21 protein-coding genes and 1 pseudogene are annotated in these 19,654 nt (G+C 49.3%); 5 read left to right on the forward strand and 17 right to left on the reverse strand.

Going from position 1 to position 19,654, the window contains the following annotated elements; all coding sequences use genetic code 11:
• Positions 1-272 precede the first annotated feature (272 nt).
• The 5 genes from M3194_RS03870 to M3194_RS03890 are packed head-to-tail and all read right to left on the reverse strand — an operon-like array spanning position 273 to position 3,463.
• On the reverse strand, positions 273-665 hold the full coding sequence (locus tag M3194_RS03870; RefSeq protein ID WP_251651700.1) for a DUF350 domain-containing protein: 393 nt from the start codon (positions 663-665) through the stop codon (positions 273-275).
• A complete protein-coding gene (locus M3194_RS03875) occupies positions 662-1,321 on the reverse strand; it encodes a hypothetical protein (protein ID WP_251651701.1) in 660 nt (219 codons plus the stop codon). The genes M3194_RS03870 and M3194_RS03875 overlap by 4 nt, the downstream gene beginning before the upstream one ends.
• Positions 1,296-2,525, reverse strand: coding sequence for a glutathionylspermidine synthase family protein (locus tag M3194_RS03880; protein WP_251651702.1), 1,230 nt, complete (start codon positions 2,523-2,525; stop codon positions 1,296-1,298). The genes M3194_RS03875 and M3194_RS03880 overlap by 26 nt, the downstream gene beginning before the upstream one ends.
• Positions 2,522-3,232, reverse strand: a complete 711-nt coding sequence (locus M3194_RS03885; protein WP_251651703.1) for a hypothetical protein — start codon at positions 3,230-3,232, stop codon at positions 2,522-2,524. The genes M3194_RS03880 and M3194_RS03885 overlap by 4 nt, the downstream gene beginning before the upstream one ends.
• Before the next feature lie 21 nt (positions 3,233-3,253).
• Entirely contained in the window at positions 3,254-3,463 is a 210-nt protein-coding gene (locus tag M3194_RS03890; protein ID WP_251651704.1) for a hypothetical protein, read from the reverse strand.
• Positions 3,464-3,802: 339 nt separating this feature from the next.
• On the opposite strand from M3194_RS03890, the gene M3194_RS03895 reads away from it, so the two are divergent.
• Positions 3,803-4,447, forward strand: coding sequence for an SIMPL domain-containing protein (locus tag M3194_RS03895; RefSeq protein WP_251652126.1), 645 nt, complete (start codon positions 3,803-3,805; stop codon positions 4,445-4,447).
• Between the two features lie 49 nt (positions 4,448-4,496).
• On the opposite strand, the gene M3194_RS03900 is transcribed toward M3194_RS03895, so the two are convergent.
• From M3194_RS03900 to M3194_RS03935, 8 genes and pseudogenes are all read right to left on the reverse strand, one after another.
• A complete protein-coding gene (locus M3194_RS03900; RefSeq protein ID WP_251651705.1) occupies positions 4,497-4,862 on the reverse strand; it encodes a GntR family transcriptional regulator in 366 nt (121 codons plus the stop codon).
• Between the two features lie 506 nt (positions 4,863-5,368).
• Positions 5,369-5,918: pseudogene (locus tag M3194_RS03910) on the reverse strand (ATP-binding cassette domain-containing protein); the annotation flags it as partial.
• A 141-nt stretch (positions 5,919-6,059) separates the two neighbouring features.
• Positions 6,060-6,893: a carbohydrate ABC transporter permease gene (locus M3194_RS03915; protein WP_251651706.1), complete on the reverse strand. Its 834-nt coding sequence runs from the start codon at positions 6,891-6,893 to the stop codon at positions 6,060-6,062.
• A gap of 21 nt (positions 6,894-6,914) precedes the next feature.
• On the reverse strand, positions 6,915-7,805 hold the full coding sequence (locus tag M3194_RS03920) for a carbohydrate ABC transporter permease (RefSeq protein WP_251651707.1): 891 nt from the start codon (positions 7,803-7,805) through the stop codon (positions 6,915-6,917).
• 85 nt (positions 7,806-7,890) lie between these two features.
• Positions 7,891-9,345 carry an ABC transporter substrate-binding protein gene (locus M3194_RS03925; RefSeq protein ID WP_251651708.1) on the reverse strand — a complete coding sequence of 485 codons (1,455 nt, stop codon included), beginning with the start codon at positions 9,343-9,345 and terminating at the stop codon, positions 7,891-7,893.
• Positions 9,346-9,574: 229 nt separating this feature from the next.
• Positions 9,575-9,859: a VanZ family protein gene (locus M3194_RS31590; RefSeq protein ID WP_397334278.1), complete on the reverse strand. Its 285-nt coding sequence runs from the start codon at positions 9,857-9,859 to the stop codon at positions 9,575-9,577.
• 73 nt (positions 9,860-9,932) lie between these two features.
• Positions 9,933-10,949 carry a DUF1835 domain-containing protein gene (locus M3194_RS03930; RefSeq protein ID WP_251651709.1) on the reverse strand — a complete coding sequence of 339 codons (1,017 nt, stop codon included), beginning with the start codon at positions 10,947-10,949 and terminating at the stop codon, positions 9,933-9,935.
• 63 nt (positions 10,950-11,012) lie between these two features.
• Positions 11,013-11,303 (reverse strand): hypothetical protein, encoded by a 291-nt coding sequence (locus M3194_RS03935; protein ID WP_251651710.1) that lies wholly within the window; start codon positions 11,301-11,303, stop codon positions 11,013-11,015.
• On the opposite strand from M3194_RS03935, the gene M3194_RS03940 reads away from it, so the two are divergent.
• Complete coding sequence (locus tag M3194_RS03940; RefSeq protein WP_251651711.1) at positions 11,292-11,516, forward strand: glycoside hydrolase family 88 protein; 225 nt, start codon at positions 11,292-11,294, stop codon at positions 11,514-11,516. The genes M3194_RS03935 and M3194_RS03940 overlap by 12 nt on opposite strands.
• An 85-nt stretch (positions 11,517-11,601) precedes the next feature.
• On the opposite strand, the gene M3194_RS03945 is transcribed toward M3194_RS03940, so the two are convergent.
• The 4 genes from M3194_RS03945 to M3194_RS03960 form a co-directional block, all read right to left on the reverse strand.
• Positions 11,602-13,476, reverse strand: a complete 1,875-nt coding sequence (locus M3194_RS03945; protein ID WP_251651712.1) for an ABC transporter ATP-binding protein — start codon at positions 13,474-13,476, stop codon at positions 11,602-11,604.
• The gene (locus M3194_RS03950; RefSeq protein ID WP_251651713.1) at positions 13,460-15,214 is read right to left on the reverse strand and encodes an ABC transporter ATP-binding protein; all 1,755 of its coding nucleotides are present in this window, start codon (positions 15,212-15,214) and stop codon (positions 13,460-13,462) included. Before M3194_RS03950 ends, M3194_RS03945 begins: the two co-directional genes overlap by 17 nt.
• Positions 15,211-15,552: a hypothetical protein gene (locus M3194_RS03955; RefSeq protein WP_251651714.1), complete on the reverse strand. Its 342-nt coding sequence runs from the start codon at positions 15,550-15,552 to the stop codon at positions 15,211-15,213. Before M3194_RS03955 ends, M3194_RS03950 begins: the two co-directional genes overlap by 4 nt.
• Before the next feature lie 229 nt (positions 15,553-15,781).
• A complete protein-coding gene (locus tag M3194_RS03960) occupies positions 15,782-16,690 on the reverse strand; it encodes an EamA family transporter (RefSeq protein ID WP_251651715.1) in 909 nt (302 codons plus the stop codon).
• A 325-nt stretch (positions 16,691-17,015) separates the two neighbouring features.
• Here M3194_RS03960 and M3194_RS03965 point away from each other — a divergent pair, with 325 nt between their 5' ends.
• From M3194_RS03965 to M3194_RS03975, 3 genes are read left to right on the forward strand one after another with little or no spacing between them, the layout of a single operon-like run.
• On the forward strand, positions 17,016-18,014 hold the full coding sequence (locus tag M3194_RS03965; RefSeq protein ID WP_251651716.1) for an ABC transporter ATP-binding protein: 999 nt from the start codon (positions 17,016-17,018) through the stop codon (positions 18,012-18,014).
• Positions 18,011-18,814 carry an ABC transporter permease gene (locus tag M3194_RS03970; protein ID WP_251651717.1) on the forward strand — a complete coding sequence of 268 codons (804 nt, stop codon included), beginning with the start codon at positions 18,011-18,013 and terminating at the stop codon, positions 18,812-18,814. The genes M3194_RS03965 and M3194_RS03970 overlap by 4 nt, the downstream gene beginning before the upstream one ends.
• Positions 18,798-19,640, forward strand: a complete 843-nt coding sequence (locus M3194_RS03975) for an ABC transporter permease (RefSeq protein WP_251651718.1) — start codon at positions 18,798-18,800, stop codon at positions 19,638-19,640. Before M3194_RS03970 ends, M3194_RS03975 begins: the two co-directional genes overlap by 17 nt.
• Positions 19,641-19,654: the final 14 nt, after the last annotated feature.

A 19,654-nucleotide genomic window follows, 5' to 3' on the forward strand; every position in this document is an offset into this window, starting at 1 on the left:
CTTTCTTGGTCCACATTCTCCACAAAAAGTAAGCGGTTACATAGCTCGTCTCAACCTCACTCTAGGCTGCATGTAACCACCCACCTCTGGATATCGGAGAACAACTACGACTCCATAAGCCATTGTAGAAATCTCCCCCTCCCTTGCACTACCACGCTGATGACTTGTAAGGTAAAAATTGTGACTTGAAGAAAGAAAAAGACCATCCGTACGCTGTAATAGCGTGTGGATGGTCTTTCTATTGGTAAGGGACGCTGCCCTTACCTCTTTCTTTAAATAATCAAGCTGCTGACAGCAAAGCTTGTTCCTACAAAGACGAAGCATAGAAGCGCGCCAATGGCGACGTTGCCTTTTTGCAGATGCTCGGATATTTTCAGCCCTGGCGTAACAAGCTCGAAGAGCCAATAGGAGGCGATAAGGATAAAATATCCTACCAGGAACCACAACATCATATACCAGATGGATGTATTCGTATAAGCTGCTACCCCAATGATGAGTGCCGTGGATAAAAATTTACCGCCAAACGCCAACCCTACTGCCATATTTCCTTTTTTCAATTCTTCCAGGTCGTTAAAAGGCGTCATCAAGCTAAAGACCAGCATTCCGGCCAATTGCAGAATAATAATAACGACGACACTAACGACAAGATTAATAACAACGGTCACTGCGCCCACCCCCGGAATTTTGAATATACTTGATCGTAGTCATTGTACAAATGTACCTGCTCAATATTTACCTTCACCTTGGATTTAGTCTTTAGAGAAGCGTATTTCTCATCGCTAATTGGCTGTTTAACCACATTGCCCGATGGCAGAGTAATAACGGCAAATTCACGCGTCTTGCCAGCATTCTCCGTCTTGTACACCCCAATTAAATCCACTTCCGTCTGAATCGATTCCTTTAAAGTGGCCAAGTCCGCAAGAGCGCTTTTCTCATCCTTGAATGATTTCAGCGTATCCCAGGAAGACAGCTTGATCTGGCTGCGTCTATCATCGTCCATCGTTAACTGCGCATCCATATATTGAAGAATCCACACTTTATCTCCCGTTGCGTAGTTATTGTCATTTGGAAGCAGCGTGTTGTCCGGAATGATCGTCATATCGCTGCCAACCAGATCGCCAACCTCCTCTTCCACGACGCGGTAATCCCACGGCACATTCCTTACCGGATGAATCGTTGGGGTCTCTTCGGCAACATCTTGTGAACTCGTATAGGCAGCGGAATTCGAACTAGTGCTAAACACGTAATCCGGATTGTCCGTACATGAGCTGAGAAGGAAACATAACAGCAAGGTGCTAGCGATGATCGTTAGTTTCTTCATTTGGATCCAACACTCCAATCGGGATAAAATGACTTGAATTGCCGGTAATAGGTCCCCCGGCTCGACCGAGAAGACCACCTGTCTCTCCGTTGATCATAAACATGCCAACTAACAAGTGCAGCTCGCCGGCTGCCGTATGAACGCGCGAGAGCTCGGTTCTTCTCTGATACACAACAGGAAACAGCTCGCTGGTATCGAATGCCTCCTGATCTTCAATCTCGAGCTGCCCGGACTGATCAAACATCCTGACCGATCCTCCTTCGCGACCGAACATCGATTTGGATACAAAATTCCCGTCGAATACGGGTTTGTTATATGTCGGCAGCATATACCTCTCGATGGTTTCGCGTTCTTGTCCATCGAATAGAACGCCTAATTCATATAATCCCCAGGCCGCGGCTTGCAGACCTTTGGATTGAAGCAGAATGCTATGAACGGAATTAAACAAATGCAAGTGACCTTTCTCTATGGCATAAGCCAATGCTTCTCCCCCGTCATCATGCGCCATCCATTCCTTCGGATAGAGAGCGAACATTCTGCGGATTGGCCTTCCTTGCCCGTTCTTCAAAATGCCGTCATCCACCCACAGGTTTAAGCAATCCTCCAGCTGGAGGTCCAGTCCGCTATGCTTGGCTAAAGCTTCTATCGTCCCGGAATCCTCCAAATGCGATCCGTACGCTACGCACGCTACCGTATCCGGCTGCTCAATGGCCCAAGCCGCAGCAACCAGATCCTTCATTTTCCCGTTCATGGATGCGACATTAGCAAGATTGCAGAGCCACGGTGTTGCAATCGATGCTTCTACATACCCTGTTGGCGTATCTGCATTTAATTCAAGCATCTTGATCGTGCCCTCGGGCGAAATCGCATAATCAAATCTAGCGTATCTGCTGATTACTCCTTCTTCGGGCATAGGCAGCAAATCGATTAAATCCCATAAAATAGCGGGAATGCCAATCAGCTGATAAAGGTCATGTTTGCCGTGAATGTAACGTGCTGTTTTATCCAGAATCAACCACAGCTTCTTTGAGGCTTGCTCGAGCTCTTCATAGATTGTTCGGTCCATCCCTACCACTTGGTCGATCCAATAGGCTTCCGACTCCAGATCCGCCCAAGCAAATCCCATATCCTTCAACTGCCTAACCTTGCGGGTCCGATCCGCATCGGGCTCTCCAATGACGGTGAATATCTCTGTAAGCGTCATCCTCCAAACCCTCCTGACGAGACTGAGCTGGAGTGAGAGCTCGAGGAGCTTGAAGAAGAGCTGAATCCGCTGGATTTTCCGCCTATGCCCCCTGGCGATGACGAGGTCGAACGACGGGTAACCGAACCGGTAGAACTCGAGGTCTTAGGAGGTGAAACGGTTGACCCCACAACCGGCTTGTTCTGGAATTTACCGTTAGAATAGCTCTTAGGCTCATAAGGGCGTGTGCTTCCATAATAATAGGAACGATGGGAGGATGCCCAGGATTGGGACGAATACGAGCTGCCGCCGTTAAACAATAAATGGTATAGCATCAGGTCATCCCAGCCGAAGCCCGAGGATTGATGCACAATCGTTGTTCCTCCACCGGAGCCCCCGCCGGAAGTCACTTGCGGACTACCTTGCACCGCTTCCTCTTTATCCAGCTCTTCATTCGACGGAATTGGCAGGTTCCAGTCCACTGCCGGATCATAGTAACGTTTGACTGCCTCGCTAGACCACTCAACCAGCTTTGGGCCGGATGAGGAGCTGGATACGGCTGGGGTCGGCGATTCGGTTGGAGCAGGGCTTGCCGCTCCGTGAACAGGTACTGCCGCCAAATTGGCCAACAGAGCAATACCTAGCGAAGTGGAGAGCACTTTGAGGGGTATCCCTTCTTTGGATGACAGTTTGTTTTTGAGCGGGGCAATTTTTTTATTTTCTGGCATGGCCAATTCCCTTCTTTCCTTCTATAGTGTCTGGTGATTCATTCTCACAACAAGGAGCTCTAATTGTCCGGCATCAAGATTCAGCTTTCCTTCCAGCGTTTGATACTCCTGTCCCTGAACCGTCAAATAGTTCACATGCTCCAGGGAGGCAATCATCGCGGAATCCCAATCCCGATCATCGATCTGCCTCAATCCTTGCTCCTGATCCTTCACAAACAGAATGACTCGCATCTCTTTATGAGCCCCTTTCAAATTGGATGTTCATTGTATACGAGGTGAGCTTTTTGGACGTTTCAATTTCTTGGAAATAAAATATTTACTCATAAAACAAAAAAACACCACCACTTTAAACGTGATCGTGCTTCATTAGCTTTGGACGCTTAAGTCACAATGACATTCGACATTGTAACATGAAATATTTGGGAAAATAATAGTCCAAATTTACTATTTCCTCTATTTGGAATTGTTGTTTAGTGCTAAATCAATAATCAAAAAAATCCGAAACATCTCCCTATGGCTATACGTCTATATATATTATGAGAGATTGCTTGAAAGGGAGGCCGATCCGTGATGAAGGAACTGGAACAGGTATGTGATTTTACGATTGAAGTGACGGGAGAAGGAGTGGCTACCGCCGTGCCGGACGAAACGGTTGTCACGCTTGGCGTTTCGGATGAAGGCGACAGTCTGGGAGAACTGCAAGCCGATCATGCCTTGAAGATAGAGGCCATTATTCAAGCCCTGCTCGCGCTAGGCGTGCCGCGGGAAAATATTTCAACCGCTCAATACACGATTGAGCCGCAGTACGATTTTATTGACGGGAAGCAAGTATTTCGGGGATACCGGGCTGTGCATTTATTGCGCGTCGCCATAGATGGGGCGAAGGATACGGGGCGTATTATTGACGCGGCAGTCGCCAATGGGGCAAACATGGTATCGGATGTAACCTTCCGATCGACAAACGCAGATGAGGCCCGGCGAAAAGCCTTAACCCTGGCCGTCCGCGATGCCGAAGCGAAGGCGCTTGCCATTGCCGCCACGCTTGGGGTCTCCCTGTCGGCCATTCCTTGCAAGGTTATGGAGACGCCAGGAAGAAGCTTTGAACCGGTCATGTTTAAGTCAGCCTCCATTCCCGCCGGTGATGCCGGGACATCCATTGAGCCGGGAACCTTATCGTTCAGAGCCTCCGTTCGTGTCTGGTATGTGTATGGATAAGAAAAACCGGCGGTGCGAGAGCCGCACCGCCGGTTCTTGTCAAATTTAATTAATAAACCTTCTTAAGCAGTTCAACCACTTCATCAATCATGAGGCCAAAGGACTTGTAGTAGGACGCATCGGCAACCATTTGCTTAAGGATCATATCGTTACGAAGCTGCAGCATCTGATCGGATGTGAACTCGGCTACAAAACACCCTTTACCGGTTACCGTGTTGATCAATCCACTATGCTCGAGCTCTTCCCAAGCTTTCTTGACGGTGATAATGCTGACACGAAGCTCCTGGGCTGCTTGCCGGATAGGCGGCAGCACATAGCCGCTTTCTAATTCGCCTTTCAGAATCTGGGCACTGATTTGTTCGAAAATCTGTTGGTAAATCGGTTTATCAGATGTGTTGGAAATCGCTACGTTCATTCATTACATCTCCACTTTAGGGAATCGTTTAATCGCAGCCCGATAACCGTTTCCGGTTAAGGCAATAAAGATTACGATTCCTGCAATCAGAATTGAAGCTTGAAGCATCATGTTATCAAGACCGGAGCCATAAAAATGTCATGTACATAAGGACTCTGGATTCCGATCCACTGCGCAATTCCGGCAAAAAGCATAGCGGCTGCTATAGAAACAACCGTCGCCTCGCCATATTTGTAAGCCGTTTTATAATAGATGGGTAAAAAGCAAATGTTGAACATCGCAAACATCACAAAACATAAATGATATTCGGATACAAGTTGATACTTATCATACCAAAGATCATTGCAATTACAATATGCAATAATTCAAGCAGAACAATAACGGATACCTTTGCTTTCACGATATCGTTTTTGGTCACGGGCATCATGGCGGTAAACATCAGATCGTTCTGCGTTCGAAAGCCCGCAAACATATTGGGAATTGTGATCCAGCAAAAATACAGAAGGAATATGCCCGTTCTCGATAAAGGTAATATAATCCGCGCATTTCTCCAGATCAGACGTAATATGAGTGGAGAATAGAATACTAATCTCCCCTTCTGCTACGAGCTCTTGGAAAATCTCCAATAAATGATCCCTTGCGACCGGAACCAGTCTGCTGGTTGGTTCATCGAGGATGAGTAGCTTAGCGCCATGGGACAAAGCAAGGGCCAAATTGTATTTGACCTTCATCCCCGTCGATAATTCGGAAACTTTTTTGTTCTCATCCAATTTGAGCCTTTTCAAACAGCTGTAATAGGTCTCATCGCTCCAGTTCTTGTAGAACTTCCGAATGACGTCGGTTAATGTTTTTAGTTTGCTGCGGTTATAAAAATCAACATCCCCAAACGCAAATCCGATTTCCTGCTTCAGCTCTAATTCATGATCGGCAAGGTTCTTGCCTAGAATGCGCACCTCTCCGCTATCAATATGGATTAAATTCAGGATCGACTTTTACATCTCTTAATTCGAAATTTTTATATTTCTTGCTTACATTACGAATATCCAAGGCCAGCATACCGTACCTCCGATCAAATTGTGCATGTCATGCATGCACAATATATCACTGTGCCAAATCTGAAGTCAACCTCTTAATCACCTAAATTTTAGAAATAAAAAAACCTTAATCGGCGGATGACGCCAATCAAGGTTTTCATTCCTAGCCTTTCATCCCTCCCTGCATGCCAAAGCCCTTGGACATAAAGCGCTGGGACAAGATATACAGCATCACGGACGGGATCGCGTACATGACGGAGAATGCGGCTAATTTGCCGTAGTCGGCCATGCCGTATTGCCCGAAGAATTGGTAGATCTTCAGAGAGGCCGGGAAGTTCTCCGGTGACTGCAGCAGGATGTACGGCACGAAAAAGTTCCCCCAGCTGCCGGAGAAGGTAAAGATGGCCACGGTGCAAATCCCGGGGATCATCAGCGGTGCAACAACCTTCCGTATCCCCACAAACACCGATGCGCCGTCAATCCAGGCCGCTTCCTCCAGCTCCGACGGGACGGAATCCATGAAGTTTTTCAGCATCCAGATCCCGTAGGGCATTGCTGAAGCAACGAAGAAGAGTATAACGCCAAAGATGTTGTTGTAAAGCTTCAAGGTGAGAAAGAGCTGATACACCGGTACCATGACGGCCGTAATCGGCAACGAAGTCATGAACAGGATGGTCAGCATGAAGGACTTCTTATATTTTAGCTGATAACGTGATAACGGATAGGCTGCCAGAAGTCCCAGTATAACGACCAGAACAGCTTGGCCGCCGGACATCAACAGGCCGATCAGAAAGGCACGCTGATTTTCTTTGTTGGTCAGAACATCCACATAGTTGTTCACCGTCAGTTGGGTTGGCGTCTTGAGAGACTGCATGGCATTCGTGTCGACGGACGCTACAAGCACCCATAACAAAGGCAGCAGAAAACAAACTCCAATCACAGCGAGGATCGTATACGGCAGCAATTGAAAAATCCATTTGCGTTGATTCGCACTCATACAATTGTTCTCCTTGTCCGTTTACTCTTTCATCGAGCGGATATAGAACAAGCTAAGGATAATACCGATGAACAGCAGCAATAAGGAAATGGCCGTACCATAACCCAGCTGGTAATTGACGAAAGCCTGATTATACATAAAAATCGGCAGCGTGGTCGTGGACGTTCCCGGACCTCCGCCCGTCATCGCGTAAATAAGGCCAAATACCCCAAGCGTCTGAAGCGTAACAAGCATCGCATTCGTTGTAATGGAGTCCTTGATATAAGGAATCGTTACTCTCGTCAGCACCTGCCATTTCGAAGCGCCGTCTACGATAGCGGCCTCTTCAATCTCGCTTGGCACATCGTCCAGGGCAGCCTGGAAGACAAGCATCGAGAAGGCAGTGCCATGCCAAATATTTGCCAGAATGATCGTAATCATCGGAACGGTGTAGAGCCAGGTGACCTCGGTAAAGCCAAACGACGTCAGAATGGCATTCAGCGTACCTTCATCCGCAAAAAAACTGTACAAGCATAATGCGCAAACAATCTCCGGCGTAACCCAGCCCGCCAATACGATGGTTCCGATAATCCTGCGAAACCATCTATTCTTGTTTTTCATCAGCAGCGCAATCAGAAATCCCAGCACCTGCTGACCAACAACTGCCGAACCAATCAGGAAAATCAGCGTATTCCATATACTCGTCCGGACCGTAGGGTCTTCGAACATGCGCGAGTAGTTGTCCAGACCGACAAAATTCAGATCCTTGGCCGCTTCTCCCGTAAGAGCCAGATTCGTAAAGGAATAGAATACGGTCAGCAGAATCGGGTATATAAAAAACACAAGCATGATGGCCACGGAGGGCAGCAAGAAATACAGCCAGGTCCATGTCCGTTTACGCTTTGGCATGCCATTTAAGGCAATACTGCTCATTAAGGTCAACCTCCTCCGCCTTCAGAAAAGAAGACTTGCTCAAGCAGCCGTATCTAGAGGAAGAGCTTGAGCAAGCCGTCTGCTATTATTTTTCTACAATCTTATCCTCGCCGACGATTCGAGTGACATCCTGGGCGTATTTATTGGCGGCATCCTGCGCGGACGTGCCGGATGCAACGGACTCGACCATCGTCTGGATTTGCGTCGATACTTCCGGATATTTATCCTGAGCCGGGCGGAACTCCGCATTCTTCAGATATTCGGTTGCGATTTGGTTAAACGGCATTTGGGTATATTCCGGATCGGAACCTACGTCCGCGCGAACGGTGATATTCCCGGATGCAATAACAAGCTTTTTCGAGTTTTCTTTGTTGAGCGCGAATTTGATAACTTCCCATGCCTCGTCTTTATGCTGCGCGTTCGCCGGAATCGATAATGCCCAGCCGCCCGCAAGCGTGATGGAGCCAGGTGCCTGCCCTTTGCTGGTTGGCATTGGCGCGAAGCCAAGAACATCCTTGTATTCCGGCCATGTCGCCGCGCCGCCTTCCAGATAATTGCCTGTAATCCAGGAGCCGTCGAGCGAGATCGCCAGCTTGCCTTGCGGGAGGTATTCGCGAGTTGACGTATTGCCCGCTTGACCGTTCAGGACCTTCGAGAGCGGCGGTCCAAGCTTCTCTTTGTTAATGGTTTGAATGAAGGTGAGAGCATCAACGATTCCTTGGCTCTTCGTAATCCATTTGCCGGTGTCATTATCGTAAAGTCTCTCGCCGGTCCCATAGAGCAGCATTTCATAAGTCTGCATCGAAGTCGCTTCGCCGGTTGCCTTGCCCATGTTCATCCAGATTGGCACCACGTCCGGAAGCTTGCTCTTAATGGTTCTGGCCGCGTCCAGTACTTCATCCCAGTTCTTCGGTGCCCATTCTTCAGGCAGGCCAGCCTGTTTGAAGAGCTCCTTGTTATACCAGAGTCCCCTGGAATCGGTATTGTATGGCACGCCGTAGACCTTGCCGTCGCTGGCCGTGACGCCTTTTTTCAGCGCTTCGATGAAGGACCCGTTCGTCCAGTCCTCCCAGGCGCTCACTTTATCATCAAGCGGCGTCAGATAGCCGGCGCTTGCATCCGAGTTCAGAATAAACGTATCTTCCGTCACGATATCCGGTGCCGTATCCTTGGACTTCAGCGCCAATGCAATCTTGGCAAAATAGTCTCCTTCGGACGCTTGGATCGGAGTAGCTTTAATCTCTATGCCCTTGTCCGGAAAATTCGCCGCAAGCTCTTGAATCCATTTGTACATAACACCTTGCTCGCCGATGCCGTCATCGCGATAGGTGATCGTAATGACCTTTTTCTCCGTATTGCCCTTGTCTCCCCCGTCGTTTGTTGCCCCTGCGTTAGTCTCCTTGGTGCCCGTGTCAGCCGAAGTACTTGGACTGTTGCTAGGCGTGTTTGTGCCGTTCGAATTGTTCGAGCAGGCAAACAGCAGGGTTGTACACAAGACGAGCGAAGCGGAAATGGACCATAAACTTTTACCCCGTGCCATCAAAATCCCTCCCTATTAGTCAACCACCCTTGGTTAAGCGCTTCCATGCGGTTATAGTTCATAGATATTTCTCTACCTCCACCTTTATTCGATGAAAATCAGAAGATTCGACTATAAGATTGCGACATAACACTCTATTTAAATGACTCGCAAAAATCGCTTCAAATAATGGCGTGAATAAAAAAGAGCCCGGCACGCGACGTGTGGGACTCTTTTGGGGGATGCGGATCTATTTATGGGCTTGTAAATACTTATCTTTCATGGAACGGGACGGTTGCTTAGGGGCTTTCTTATATACTAGCTTTACGATAATTGCTATAAACCGGAACCCCAGAAAACCAAGGAAAGCTCCAAACGCATTCAGAATAAGGTCATCTACATCAAAGGTTCCTCGACTAAATACCAACTCTATGATCTCAAGGCATAGACTCCATCCAAGAGACAGATAGATAACCTTAGAGGCTTTAATAGACTTTAGGGCTATTAAAGGCAGAAGAATACCAAAAGGAACAATACGGCAATATTGCCAATGATATTGTTAATAGAAATAGTATGCGAACCGTTCAATAAATACGGCTCTCTGCTGTCTAATTGACTCCTGGCGTCGTTCGTTTAATAGAAAACTGATGCAACGCTCCTGGCAGTCCTCTGAACGTAAATACCCCATTACTAATTAAGATCCAAATCCGGTACTCTATAAAAGAATCGTCGATAACCTGCTCCAAACTCTCGAACATTTTGGATACAACTTTTCCTGCTTTAATAAATCCTTCATCGTCACTCTCCGCTTGTAATTCCATGACAGCGGATTTGATTATTCCATCCAGCTCATCACACTTACAGCCCTTGATTTCGCCATCCTGCCATAAACGCAATGTATTATTCTCGAGCGATAGTTTCTCCCAGGATGAGACATATTGCTGCCTCTCTTGCAAGGTTACTGTCCGAGACCGATGACAATTCTTTACGATCTCTCGATGCATATCTCTTCCGACAAAGGCCTGAGCAATTGGAGGTACCGGACTGTCGTGAAGAATTTCTGTGAAATTGATTAATTTTATGGGCTGTTGATGATGCCGCAGCAAGTACATGGTCAGCCTCAAACCGGTTTGATCATGAGCGTTGTTCGCACACCAAATATGTATCGTCTTATCCGCCGGGATTTTGGCAAACTCCTCTATCATATTCTCGATTTGATGCTCTCTGTTTTGATTATTCATCATTCGGCAAGGAGAGAACCGCTCCATCATCCAATGCTGCCTCGTTCGCCTTCCTGCCGCAATATCAAGCTGAACTATAGGACCAATAGAAAATGACTCATCAAATGCTAATACTTTATTCTCCTGTCTGTTCCCAAGCTCGCTGAGTGCAACTTTCAAGGAGCCGGCGTCTGAAAGACTAAAAGTAATATGTACGTTCTTTTGAATCCTCTCGGCTTCCTCATGCCGAAGGCGTGCTTCGTCTTTCCGATCATTCCACAGCTTCAACAGTCTGCCCGACAGATCTGAGTCTGGCAAACCTTCTGCCTCCTTCAACAAATCATATAAAATAGTCCGTGCTTCCCATTCATTCAGTTCGTTGATAGCTAGCTTAAGAGGATCCAATGTTATCACCACAATTGTTCGTTATTTTTACAGCTCGGCAAGTTATCCCATACCCTCACTACTCTACCATAAATATACAAACATAAAGAAGCCCGGTTTCTTTTCCAGCATCTCCGCAATAATAGTCCGCGACAAAGTCTCAATCGCCAAACGATCCTGCAACAGGCATCTGATAATTAAATACTCCTTCTCGAAAAGCGGATGCAGCACATCCATATATGAGGCATTACCCGCGGCCATATGCTTCTCGTGAATATTGACAATAAGCCGCTCGTGCTCGGGTGTCTCCGTGTTAGTCGTTATATGCAGGATATTGGGCGAGATGATCACAATGTCCCCCTCGTGAATAACCATCGTCCGATCCTTAATAAAAAACTCCCGCTTGCCGGAAATACGCTGAGGTACGACAACAACGGCAACGCGGTTATTGGTCAAATCTGCATCGGAACAGGGATTGGCGATTATGCCCATTACATCGCCCGCCCAACAAGCGAGAACGATCTGCACGGTGCAGGCGCTTTTATCCTCATGTGCATAGAGATGAATCTGGCAGCTGGACATGAGTAAGCGCGGCTTGAGTACATCCGGCAGCCACTACCAACGCAACAAAGCTGAAACCCTCCATCGGGCTTCAGCTTTGTTCTTCTTAAGTCTATCGAATAGTGTGCGCTTCGGGTGCAGCTGCAGATTCATTAGCAGATTCCGCTTCTGATGCCGCTGCCGCCTCGCCTTGCGAATGGCGGTACAGCTCCTCGTACACGCCTTGCAGCTCGATAAGCTCCGCATGCGTTCCCGACTCCACAATGGATCCGTGGCTAAGCACGATAATCCGGTCCGCTTGCATAATTGTCGACAAGCGATGGGCGATGACAATCGTTGTTCTGCCCTCGGAGACGACCTGCAGCGCGCGTTGAATCAGCTGCTCCGTCTGCGAATCCAGGTTGGCTGTAGCTTCATCCAGGATCAGAATTTTCGGGCGGAATACGATAATCCGGGCAAAAGAGATCAGCTGCCGCTCGCCGGCGGATAACCCGCTGCCTTTTTCGGATAATCTCGTATCATAGCCCTCCGCCATCCGGCTGACCAATTGATCCGCCCCTACAAACTCGCAGGCGCGAACCACGTCTTCGCGGGAGATCGACTCGTCAAACATCCGGACATTGTCGATAATGCTTCCGGCATACAAATACGGCTCCTGCTGAACCAAACCAACAATTCGGTGCAGCTCCGCCTGCGGAATGTGGCGGACATCGTTACCGTCAATTTGAACGCTGCCTTCGTTCACATCGTAGAACCGGCATAACAAGCTCATCAGCGAGCTTTTGCCCGCTCCGGTCGTCCCTACGATCCCGACCATTTCGCCGGGATTGATATGGAGATCAAGTCCGCGGAAGATCGGCGTACCGTTCCCATAGCTGAACGAGATGCGATTAAAATCTACGCGTCCCTTGATCGCATCATGGTTAATTTTAACAGGCTTTGCCGCATCTTTAATTTCAGGCTCGACATCGAGAATCCCCCAGATGCGGTTGACGGCTACGGTTGCGGACTGCAGGGTATTCCACTGCTGCGTAATGGCATTGATGGGCTGGAAGAACTGACGGATGTATGTAATGAAAGCATACAGCACGCCAAATTCCATCGTATCGCCAAGCACGGCTTTCCCCCCGGTCCAGACCACAAAAGCAATGGTCAAGTTGCCCAGCAGATCAAACGTCCGGTTAAACGTTACGGCCGTGCGGATCTCTCTGACATTTGCCTTGAAATAATCCTCATTCCGCTCCTTGTACAACTCTCCCTGCGCCTTTTGCTGATGGAAAACCTGAATGAGACTCATGCCTGCCAGATTCTCGGCAACAAAGGCAACGAGACGGGACAGGCGCGTCCGTGCCATTTGATAAGTCGTGCGCATAAAGGACCGGAAGCCGATTGCGATAAGCGCGATGATCGGAAGAAGCAGCAAGCAATACAGCCCCAGCGTAGTATCCAGATAAAACATCATCACCAGAATGGAGATTAGCGTAAGACCATCCCTCAGAAGGGTCAACAACACCTGGTTAAAGAACTGGTTAACCGCCTCCGTATCACTGGATACATGGGTAATTAGACTGCCGCTGGACGTTTTATCGAAATAGGACATCGACAGCCTCGTAATATGTTCAAACAGCTGTTTGCGGATACGGGATACAATGCTTTGCCCCGCATCCTGCAGCAGGTTATTTTGCAAATACGTAAAGAACAGGCTTGAGATGGATAAACCAAGGTAAATCGCGCAGATCACAATTAAACTGCTGTAATCATTCTTGCCGGCCATCAGGTTGTCGTCGATTGCGATCTTTACAAGATAAGGCTGGAACAGCTCTGAAGCAATAGCGATAATGGTACAGATGGTAACCAGAGTAAAGGTCTTTCGGTGCGGGTTTATATACGACTTCAGTATGCGAAAAGCTGACTTGTATTCCGGCTTGGGCTGCTTGCCATTCCCCGCCTTCTGATCCGTCTGCCAATTGTTAACGGCCGTCGGCATATTGGCTTCCCTCCTCTTGAATCGCATGGAGCTCGGCATAAGGCCCCGGTTCCGCAAGCAGCTGATCGTGCTTGCCACGCTGAACAATTTTTCCTTCATCCAATACGATAATGAGATCGGCATGCTTCAAAGCGCTAAGCCGGTGCGCAATAATAATCGTTGTTTTTCCTTGACGCTCCTGCTGAATGGTGTGCACGATCTCGGATTCGGTTACCGCGTCAACGGCGCTGACGCTGTCATCCAGAATCATGAGCGGGGCTTGCATAATGAAGCCGCGCGCGAGACTTGTTCGCTGCCGCTGACCGCCGGATAAGGTAACCCCTCTTTCCCCCAGCCTCGTCTCGAAGCCTTCCGGGAACTCGGTAATATTGTCATAAATCCTTGCCTGCCGGGCTGCCGAATGAATCTCTCCTTGCCCGGCTTTCCGTCTGCCAAAAGCAATATTCTCGCCTACCGTCGTGCTGAAGAGAAAGCCGTCCTGCGGCACATAAGCGATCTGGCTGCGAAGACTCTCCAGGGTAACCTCCCGGATATCGGTATTGCCGATTTGAATCGATTGAACCGGCGGCTCATATACCCGCAGCAGCTGCTTGACAAGCGTTGTTTTGCCGCTGCCCGTCCGTCCCACAATGCCAAGCGTCATTCCGGGCTGAATAGCAAGATTGATATGTTTCAGCGCGGGCTGCGGAGCATCGGGATAAGTAAACGTCAGATCCGATAGGCGGATTGGGCTGGAAGCGAGATTAACCGTCCTTGCATTGTCCGCTTCCACAATATCCGGCTGCACGGCGATCAGTTCATTCAGCCGCTGCAAGGACGCACGCGAACGCTGCACCGTATTGATAACGTTGCCAATTTGCTGCAGCGGGTTCATCAGCATCCGTACATACAACGTTAGGGCAACGAAATTCCCAAGCGTAATATCGCCTTTGATCGTCAAATAACCGCCATAAGCCAGGGATACAATAAGCGATAAGTTGCCAAGGAACGGCACAATCGCCTGGAACAGGGAGCTGATGCGAACGAGAGACAGCTGATTGGTCTTGATCTGATCTACCTTGGAGCTGAACCGCTTGATCATAATGGATTCCACGGCAAACTTCTTCGTAACGCGAACGCCGCCAAACTGCTCCTCCGCGGATTCCGTCATCGTGCCCAGCGCCTCTTGCACTTTGCGGGAACGCTGACGGATAACCGGACCAATCTTGATGACGATCCATGGAATAAAAATCAACGGGCCTACAGAGGCAGCAATAAGATACAGCGGAATATCGCTAAGAATCATGGCCCCTACGCAGGAGATCAACAGCATCGTAGCCATGGCCGTCTGGTTAATGCCCATGGAGATGGATTCCCGCACGCCGGTCACATCGTTCATGAAGTAGTTGAGCATTTTGCCTACGCCATTCTTTGAATAATAATGCTCGCTCAAACCGGAGAAATGGGTAAACAGGCGGCGACGGGTCATATACTCGAATAATCGGCCCACGTACATGACCAAGTACTGGCCATATCCGCCGAGCAAGGCATATCCCGCTCCAATCAGGACAAGCACCACGCTGAAGTGAACGACATCATGAGAACCCAGCTGTCCCGACTTCAGCTTATCCGTGAAATCGCCAAGCACCTTTGGAAAATAAGCAAATATGATGCTGGCAGCCGCGTGAAGGGTTACCGATGCGAGATAAATATGCCAGGTCTGCTTGAAATACGGCTTTAAGACACCTTCTGACTTCAAGACTCATCACTTCCATTAATGGATTCGGAGCTGCTCTCTTCCAGAGCCGTAGCTTCTTCGGAAGGAATCTCTTCCTCGGGCAGCTCGTGAAGCTGAAATACATGAATAAACTCTTCCATAATAGCTTCCGTTGCCTTCAACTCGCCGCTGATGACCGGTTTAATGGCTTCAAAGGCCGGATCGTCCAGTTGACGCTGCAAGGTGGAACGGGTAACCGTAAGCTTCTCGAGAAAAGCAAGCGCTCTGCCGCGCCGGAATGTTTGCGCCTTGCCTCCATCCCGATTCCTGCATTCCTCTTTAAACGGATGCTTACCCCGGTGTCCTTGACCGTTACGCATATGTCTGTTTATGCCTCCTTATATCTATGTATACATTCGTATACAATTCACTCTATGTATACGAATGTATACGCGTTAGTTCATGCTGTCAAGTTAGAATTTTCAATCAATTAACAGTTCATTCTCCAACAAAGCAGAAAAAGCGCCTTCCTGCGAACCCGGACGGCGCTTTTCGTTTTTATAGAAGGAACAGATTGAATAAGATCTGAACGGCTTCCGCTTTATTTCATTACGCGACCAGCCTCAGGAAGAGAATTCCCGCAAATGCGCATGTCATTCCGGTCACCTCAAGGCGCGTGAACCTCTCTTTCACCACAAACCGGGTATAGAGCAGAACAATCAAGACATTCAAGGCGGTTACGGCAGACACAAGTCCCGCCTTGCCAAGGTCAAAGGCCGTTACAATCATCATCATGCCAACCGCGTTTGTTGTTCCAACCAGCATGCCTGTCAGGAAGGTACGGCGCTCGCTCCAGGTTTTCGCGGAGACCGATACCTCAGCCGTTGCAGATACGCCTGCCGTTGCGGCAGCCAATCCATGTCTACTGCTCGCAAGACGGTCCTTCAGCCACCATATGCCATAACACGCGGTACCTGAGGTAAACATAAAGAACAGCGTCGGGAACAACGGCGCTTCGAGCTTTGTTGACCACGAGCCGGACAAGTCATTGCAGGCGAACATAACGAGCGACAAGAGACCCCACTGCGCCCCTTGAAGATTTTTCAGCGACAGATCATTCGAGTAGCGTACGAGCAGAATCCCCATCACAATGACAACAAAAGCGGCCAGCTGGGTATATTTGAGCGCCTCTCCCCACAGGATGTAAGCCCCCATCACAACCAAGACGGCCGGAAGAGCTGTCAGGATCGCGACAAGCGATGCTTTTCCTACGGCAAAACCCTTGAACATGCTGGCATTTGCCACAAACGAGAATACGCCCATCTGGATTCCGACAAGAGCCGAAACCGTCCACGGCTGTCCGGACACGACAGCCGTTACGCCGCATATGACCGCTCCCATTGAAAACACGCCGCACAGGAGAACCGTCCGGCTTAGAGGAAGCTGGCTCGTATAATGATACAAAATCCCTCTTAAGCCAAAACATAAGGCAGCAAGCACCGAAAATATAATCCACATGATTTAAGCGATCCCCTTCCCATTCTCCTAATCTTAGTCATGATAGAGCGTTGTGGCAATGCTGGGCAGAAGAAAAAACGGAAGAAAAAAGGTGTTGCCACACCTAACATATCATGTTAATATGTGGAAAAACGTTTTTCGGAAGGGCTTCTAGGGATCCGACTCCATCAGGATGGCGAACCAAGCGAAGCCGGCTTGCGCGTTAGGCGCCAAGCTACACCGTGAGGAATAAAAGACCTTCGGAAAGTTCCGCCTGCACGAACGGGCGAGACTGGCTGGAGGTCTTTTCCCTTTTTGCAGGGTAAATCATAAAGGGGTGTGTAAAGTGAGGTCCATTCAGGTTGATCGGCTGGAGAAGATATTTCAAGTAAAGAAGAAGCAGGAGGGTCTGGCTGGCAGCCTGAAATCTCTGTTTCGTCCGCAATATGCGAACAAGGCGGCTGTAGAAGGCATTACGTTCACCGTTGAACAGGGAGAGACCGTTGCTTTCCTTGGACCTAACGGTGCCGGCAAGTCGACCACCATCAAAATGCTGACCGGTATCCTCCATCCTTCCTCCGGTACGGCGGAGGTATTGGGTTGCTGCCCATGGACAGAACGGTCAAAGCTTGCATACCGGATCGGCTCCGTATTCGGCCAGAAATCGCAGCTGTGGTACCATCTTCCGCCAATTGACACCTTTGAGCTCATGAGCCGGATTTATGAGCTCCGCCGGGAGGATTACAAGCAGCGGCGCGACAATCTGATCGAGCGCTTCGAGCTTGGACCTTATTTGAACACTCCCGTGCGGAAGCTGTCTCTGGGCGAACGGATGCGCTGCGAGATCGCCGCTTCCCTGATCCATCGCCCGCAGGCGTTGTTCCTCGATGAGCCTACCATTGGTCTGGATGCCGTCGTCAAACAGCGGATCCGCGAGCTGATTCTGGAGATGAACCGCGAGGAAGGCACCACGATCTTCCTTACTTCTCATGATGCCGGCGATGTCGAGAAGCTGTGCGACCGTGCGATCGTCATTAATCATGGAGGACTTGTGTTTAACGGACAGGTAGAGATCATGAAGCAGCAATTCCTGACCCATAAGACGGTGCAGCTTGTGCTCGAGGATGACCCCGGAAATCTTGTGCTTGAAGGCGTTGCTGTCTTGAGCAGCAGCGGCTCCAGGCTCACGCTGAGCGTCGACACCGGACTTACGACCATTGAATCCGTTTTGTCCGCCTTGATGGCCAGCCATCGTATCGTCGATGTGACCGTGCAGGATCCTCCGATGGAGGATATTATTACCCGGATGTACGGGACGTTTGTCGCAAAGGAGGCGGTCACGTGATCAGTCTCTCCAAGCCGGCCAAATATGTGTTTATCGGTAAAATTACGCTTCGCAATCAGCTGGCCTACGTTTTTGATTTTATGGTACGGTCCGTGTTTCTGCTGCTGATCTTATACATTTTCATGCAATTATGGCAATCGACGTTTGCGGGCGAAGGAACCTCCACGATAAACGGCTATACCTTTAAACAGATGATGTGGTATCTCGTTTTTACCGAATCGATGGTACTCGCGACTCCAAGCCTTAGCACCCGGATCGAAGAGGAAGTCAAAAGCGGCGACGTTGCCTTCAAGCTCATTCGGCCGGTCAGCTTCCTTGCCTTCCATTATGCCGAGTATATGAGCGAGGTGGCCATCCGTTATGCCATCAACTTGATTCTTGGCTCTGCGATTGGTTTGCTGCTTGTGGGTCCTCTGCCTGTCGGTGTTGGTCTCGCTTGGCTTCCGATTATGGCGATTGGCGGATTCACCGTCAATTTTATGCTTGGCATGCTGGTTGCCCTCAGCGCTTTTTGGGTGGAAGAAACCCGCGGACTTGAATTCGTGTATAACAAAATTTTGTTTACCATCGGCGGAATGCTGATGCCGCTGGAGCTGTTTCCGGAAAGCCTGCAGCGTATTGGTCAATGGCTGCCTTTCCAGACCGTCGTTTATTTTCCGGCCCGTACGGCAGTTGGCATGCATCTTGGGGAGATTACCGGGGCGATTGCCACACAGTGGCTCTGGGTTGTCCTTATTGGGCTGATGGTGTGGCTCTTGTATCGGAAAGGAGTGCGAAAGCTTAATGTTAACGGCGGATGAATCGTATACAGGCATATCCGGGCATGACCAGCCGGGCAAGCTTCGACGCCTGCTCCGGTTCGTAACGGCGAGCTGGAGGCTTAACTTAGCGGGTGCCATGGAATTCCGTTTCAGCTTCCTCTTGACGGTGGGAACCATGATTGTGAATAACATCGTGTGGATCATATTCTGGGGCATGTATTTCAAACGCTTCCCGGTGCTTAATGGCTGGACACTTCAAGATGTCATGATGATGTGGGCAGCGGCGTCAGGAGGCTTTGGAATCATGAGCGTCTTCTTTGGCAACGCCACGCGTCTTGCCAATCTGATTGCCACCGGACAGCTTGATGTTTACCTGGCTCAGCCTAAGCCGGTGCTGCTGAACGTACTGATCAGCCGCATGTCGGTGAGCGCGATAGGCGATCTGCTGTTTGCCCTCTTCATCTTTATTGGATTTGGCGATGTCTCTCCGGTTGGGATCGTTAAATTCGCGGCTGCTCTGCTTATTTCAAGCATGATCTTTATTTTCTTCTGCGTGATTGCCGGTTGTCTCTCCTTCTGGCTCGGCAACACGGAGGGATTAAGCTTTCAGCTCTTTAATGCGCTGCTCGTGTTTGCAACTTATCCGACGGCTATATTCAAAGGCTTTGGCCGGCTTGTCTTGTTCACGGTCATTCCTGCGGGCTTTATCAGCAGCATGCCCGTTTCGCTTATCCGGGAGATTGACATGCCTTTCCTGTACGGCGCCGTGGGCATGGCGGCAGGTTTATGCGCGGGAGGAATCCTGCTCTTCTACCGAGGTTTAAGAAGATACACCTCCGGCAATATGATGGGATTAAGACGCTAATAGAAACAGGCCAT

Origin of the sequence: Paenibacillus glycanilyticus (assembly GCF_023715145.1) — a bacterium.
GTDB lineage: Bacteria > Bacillota > Bacilli > Paenibacillales > Paenibacillaceae > Pristimantibacillus > Pristimantibacillus glycanilyticus_A.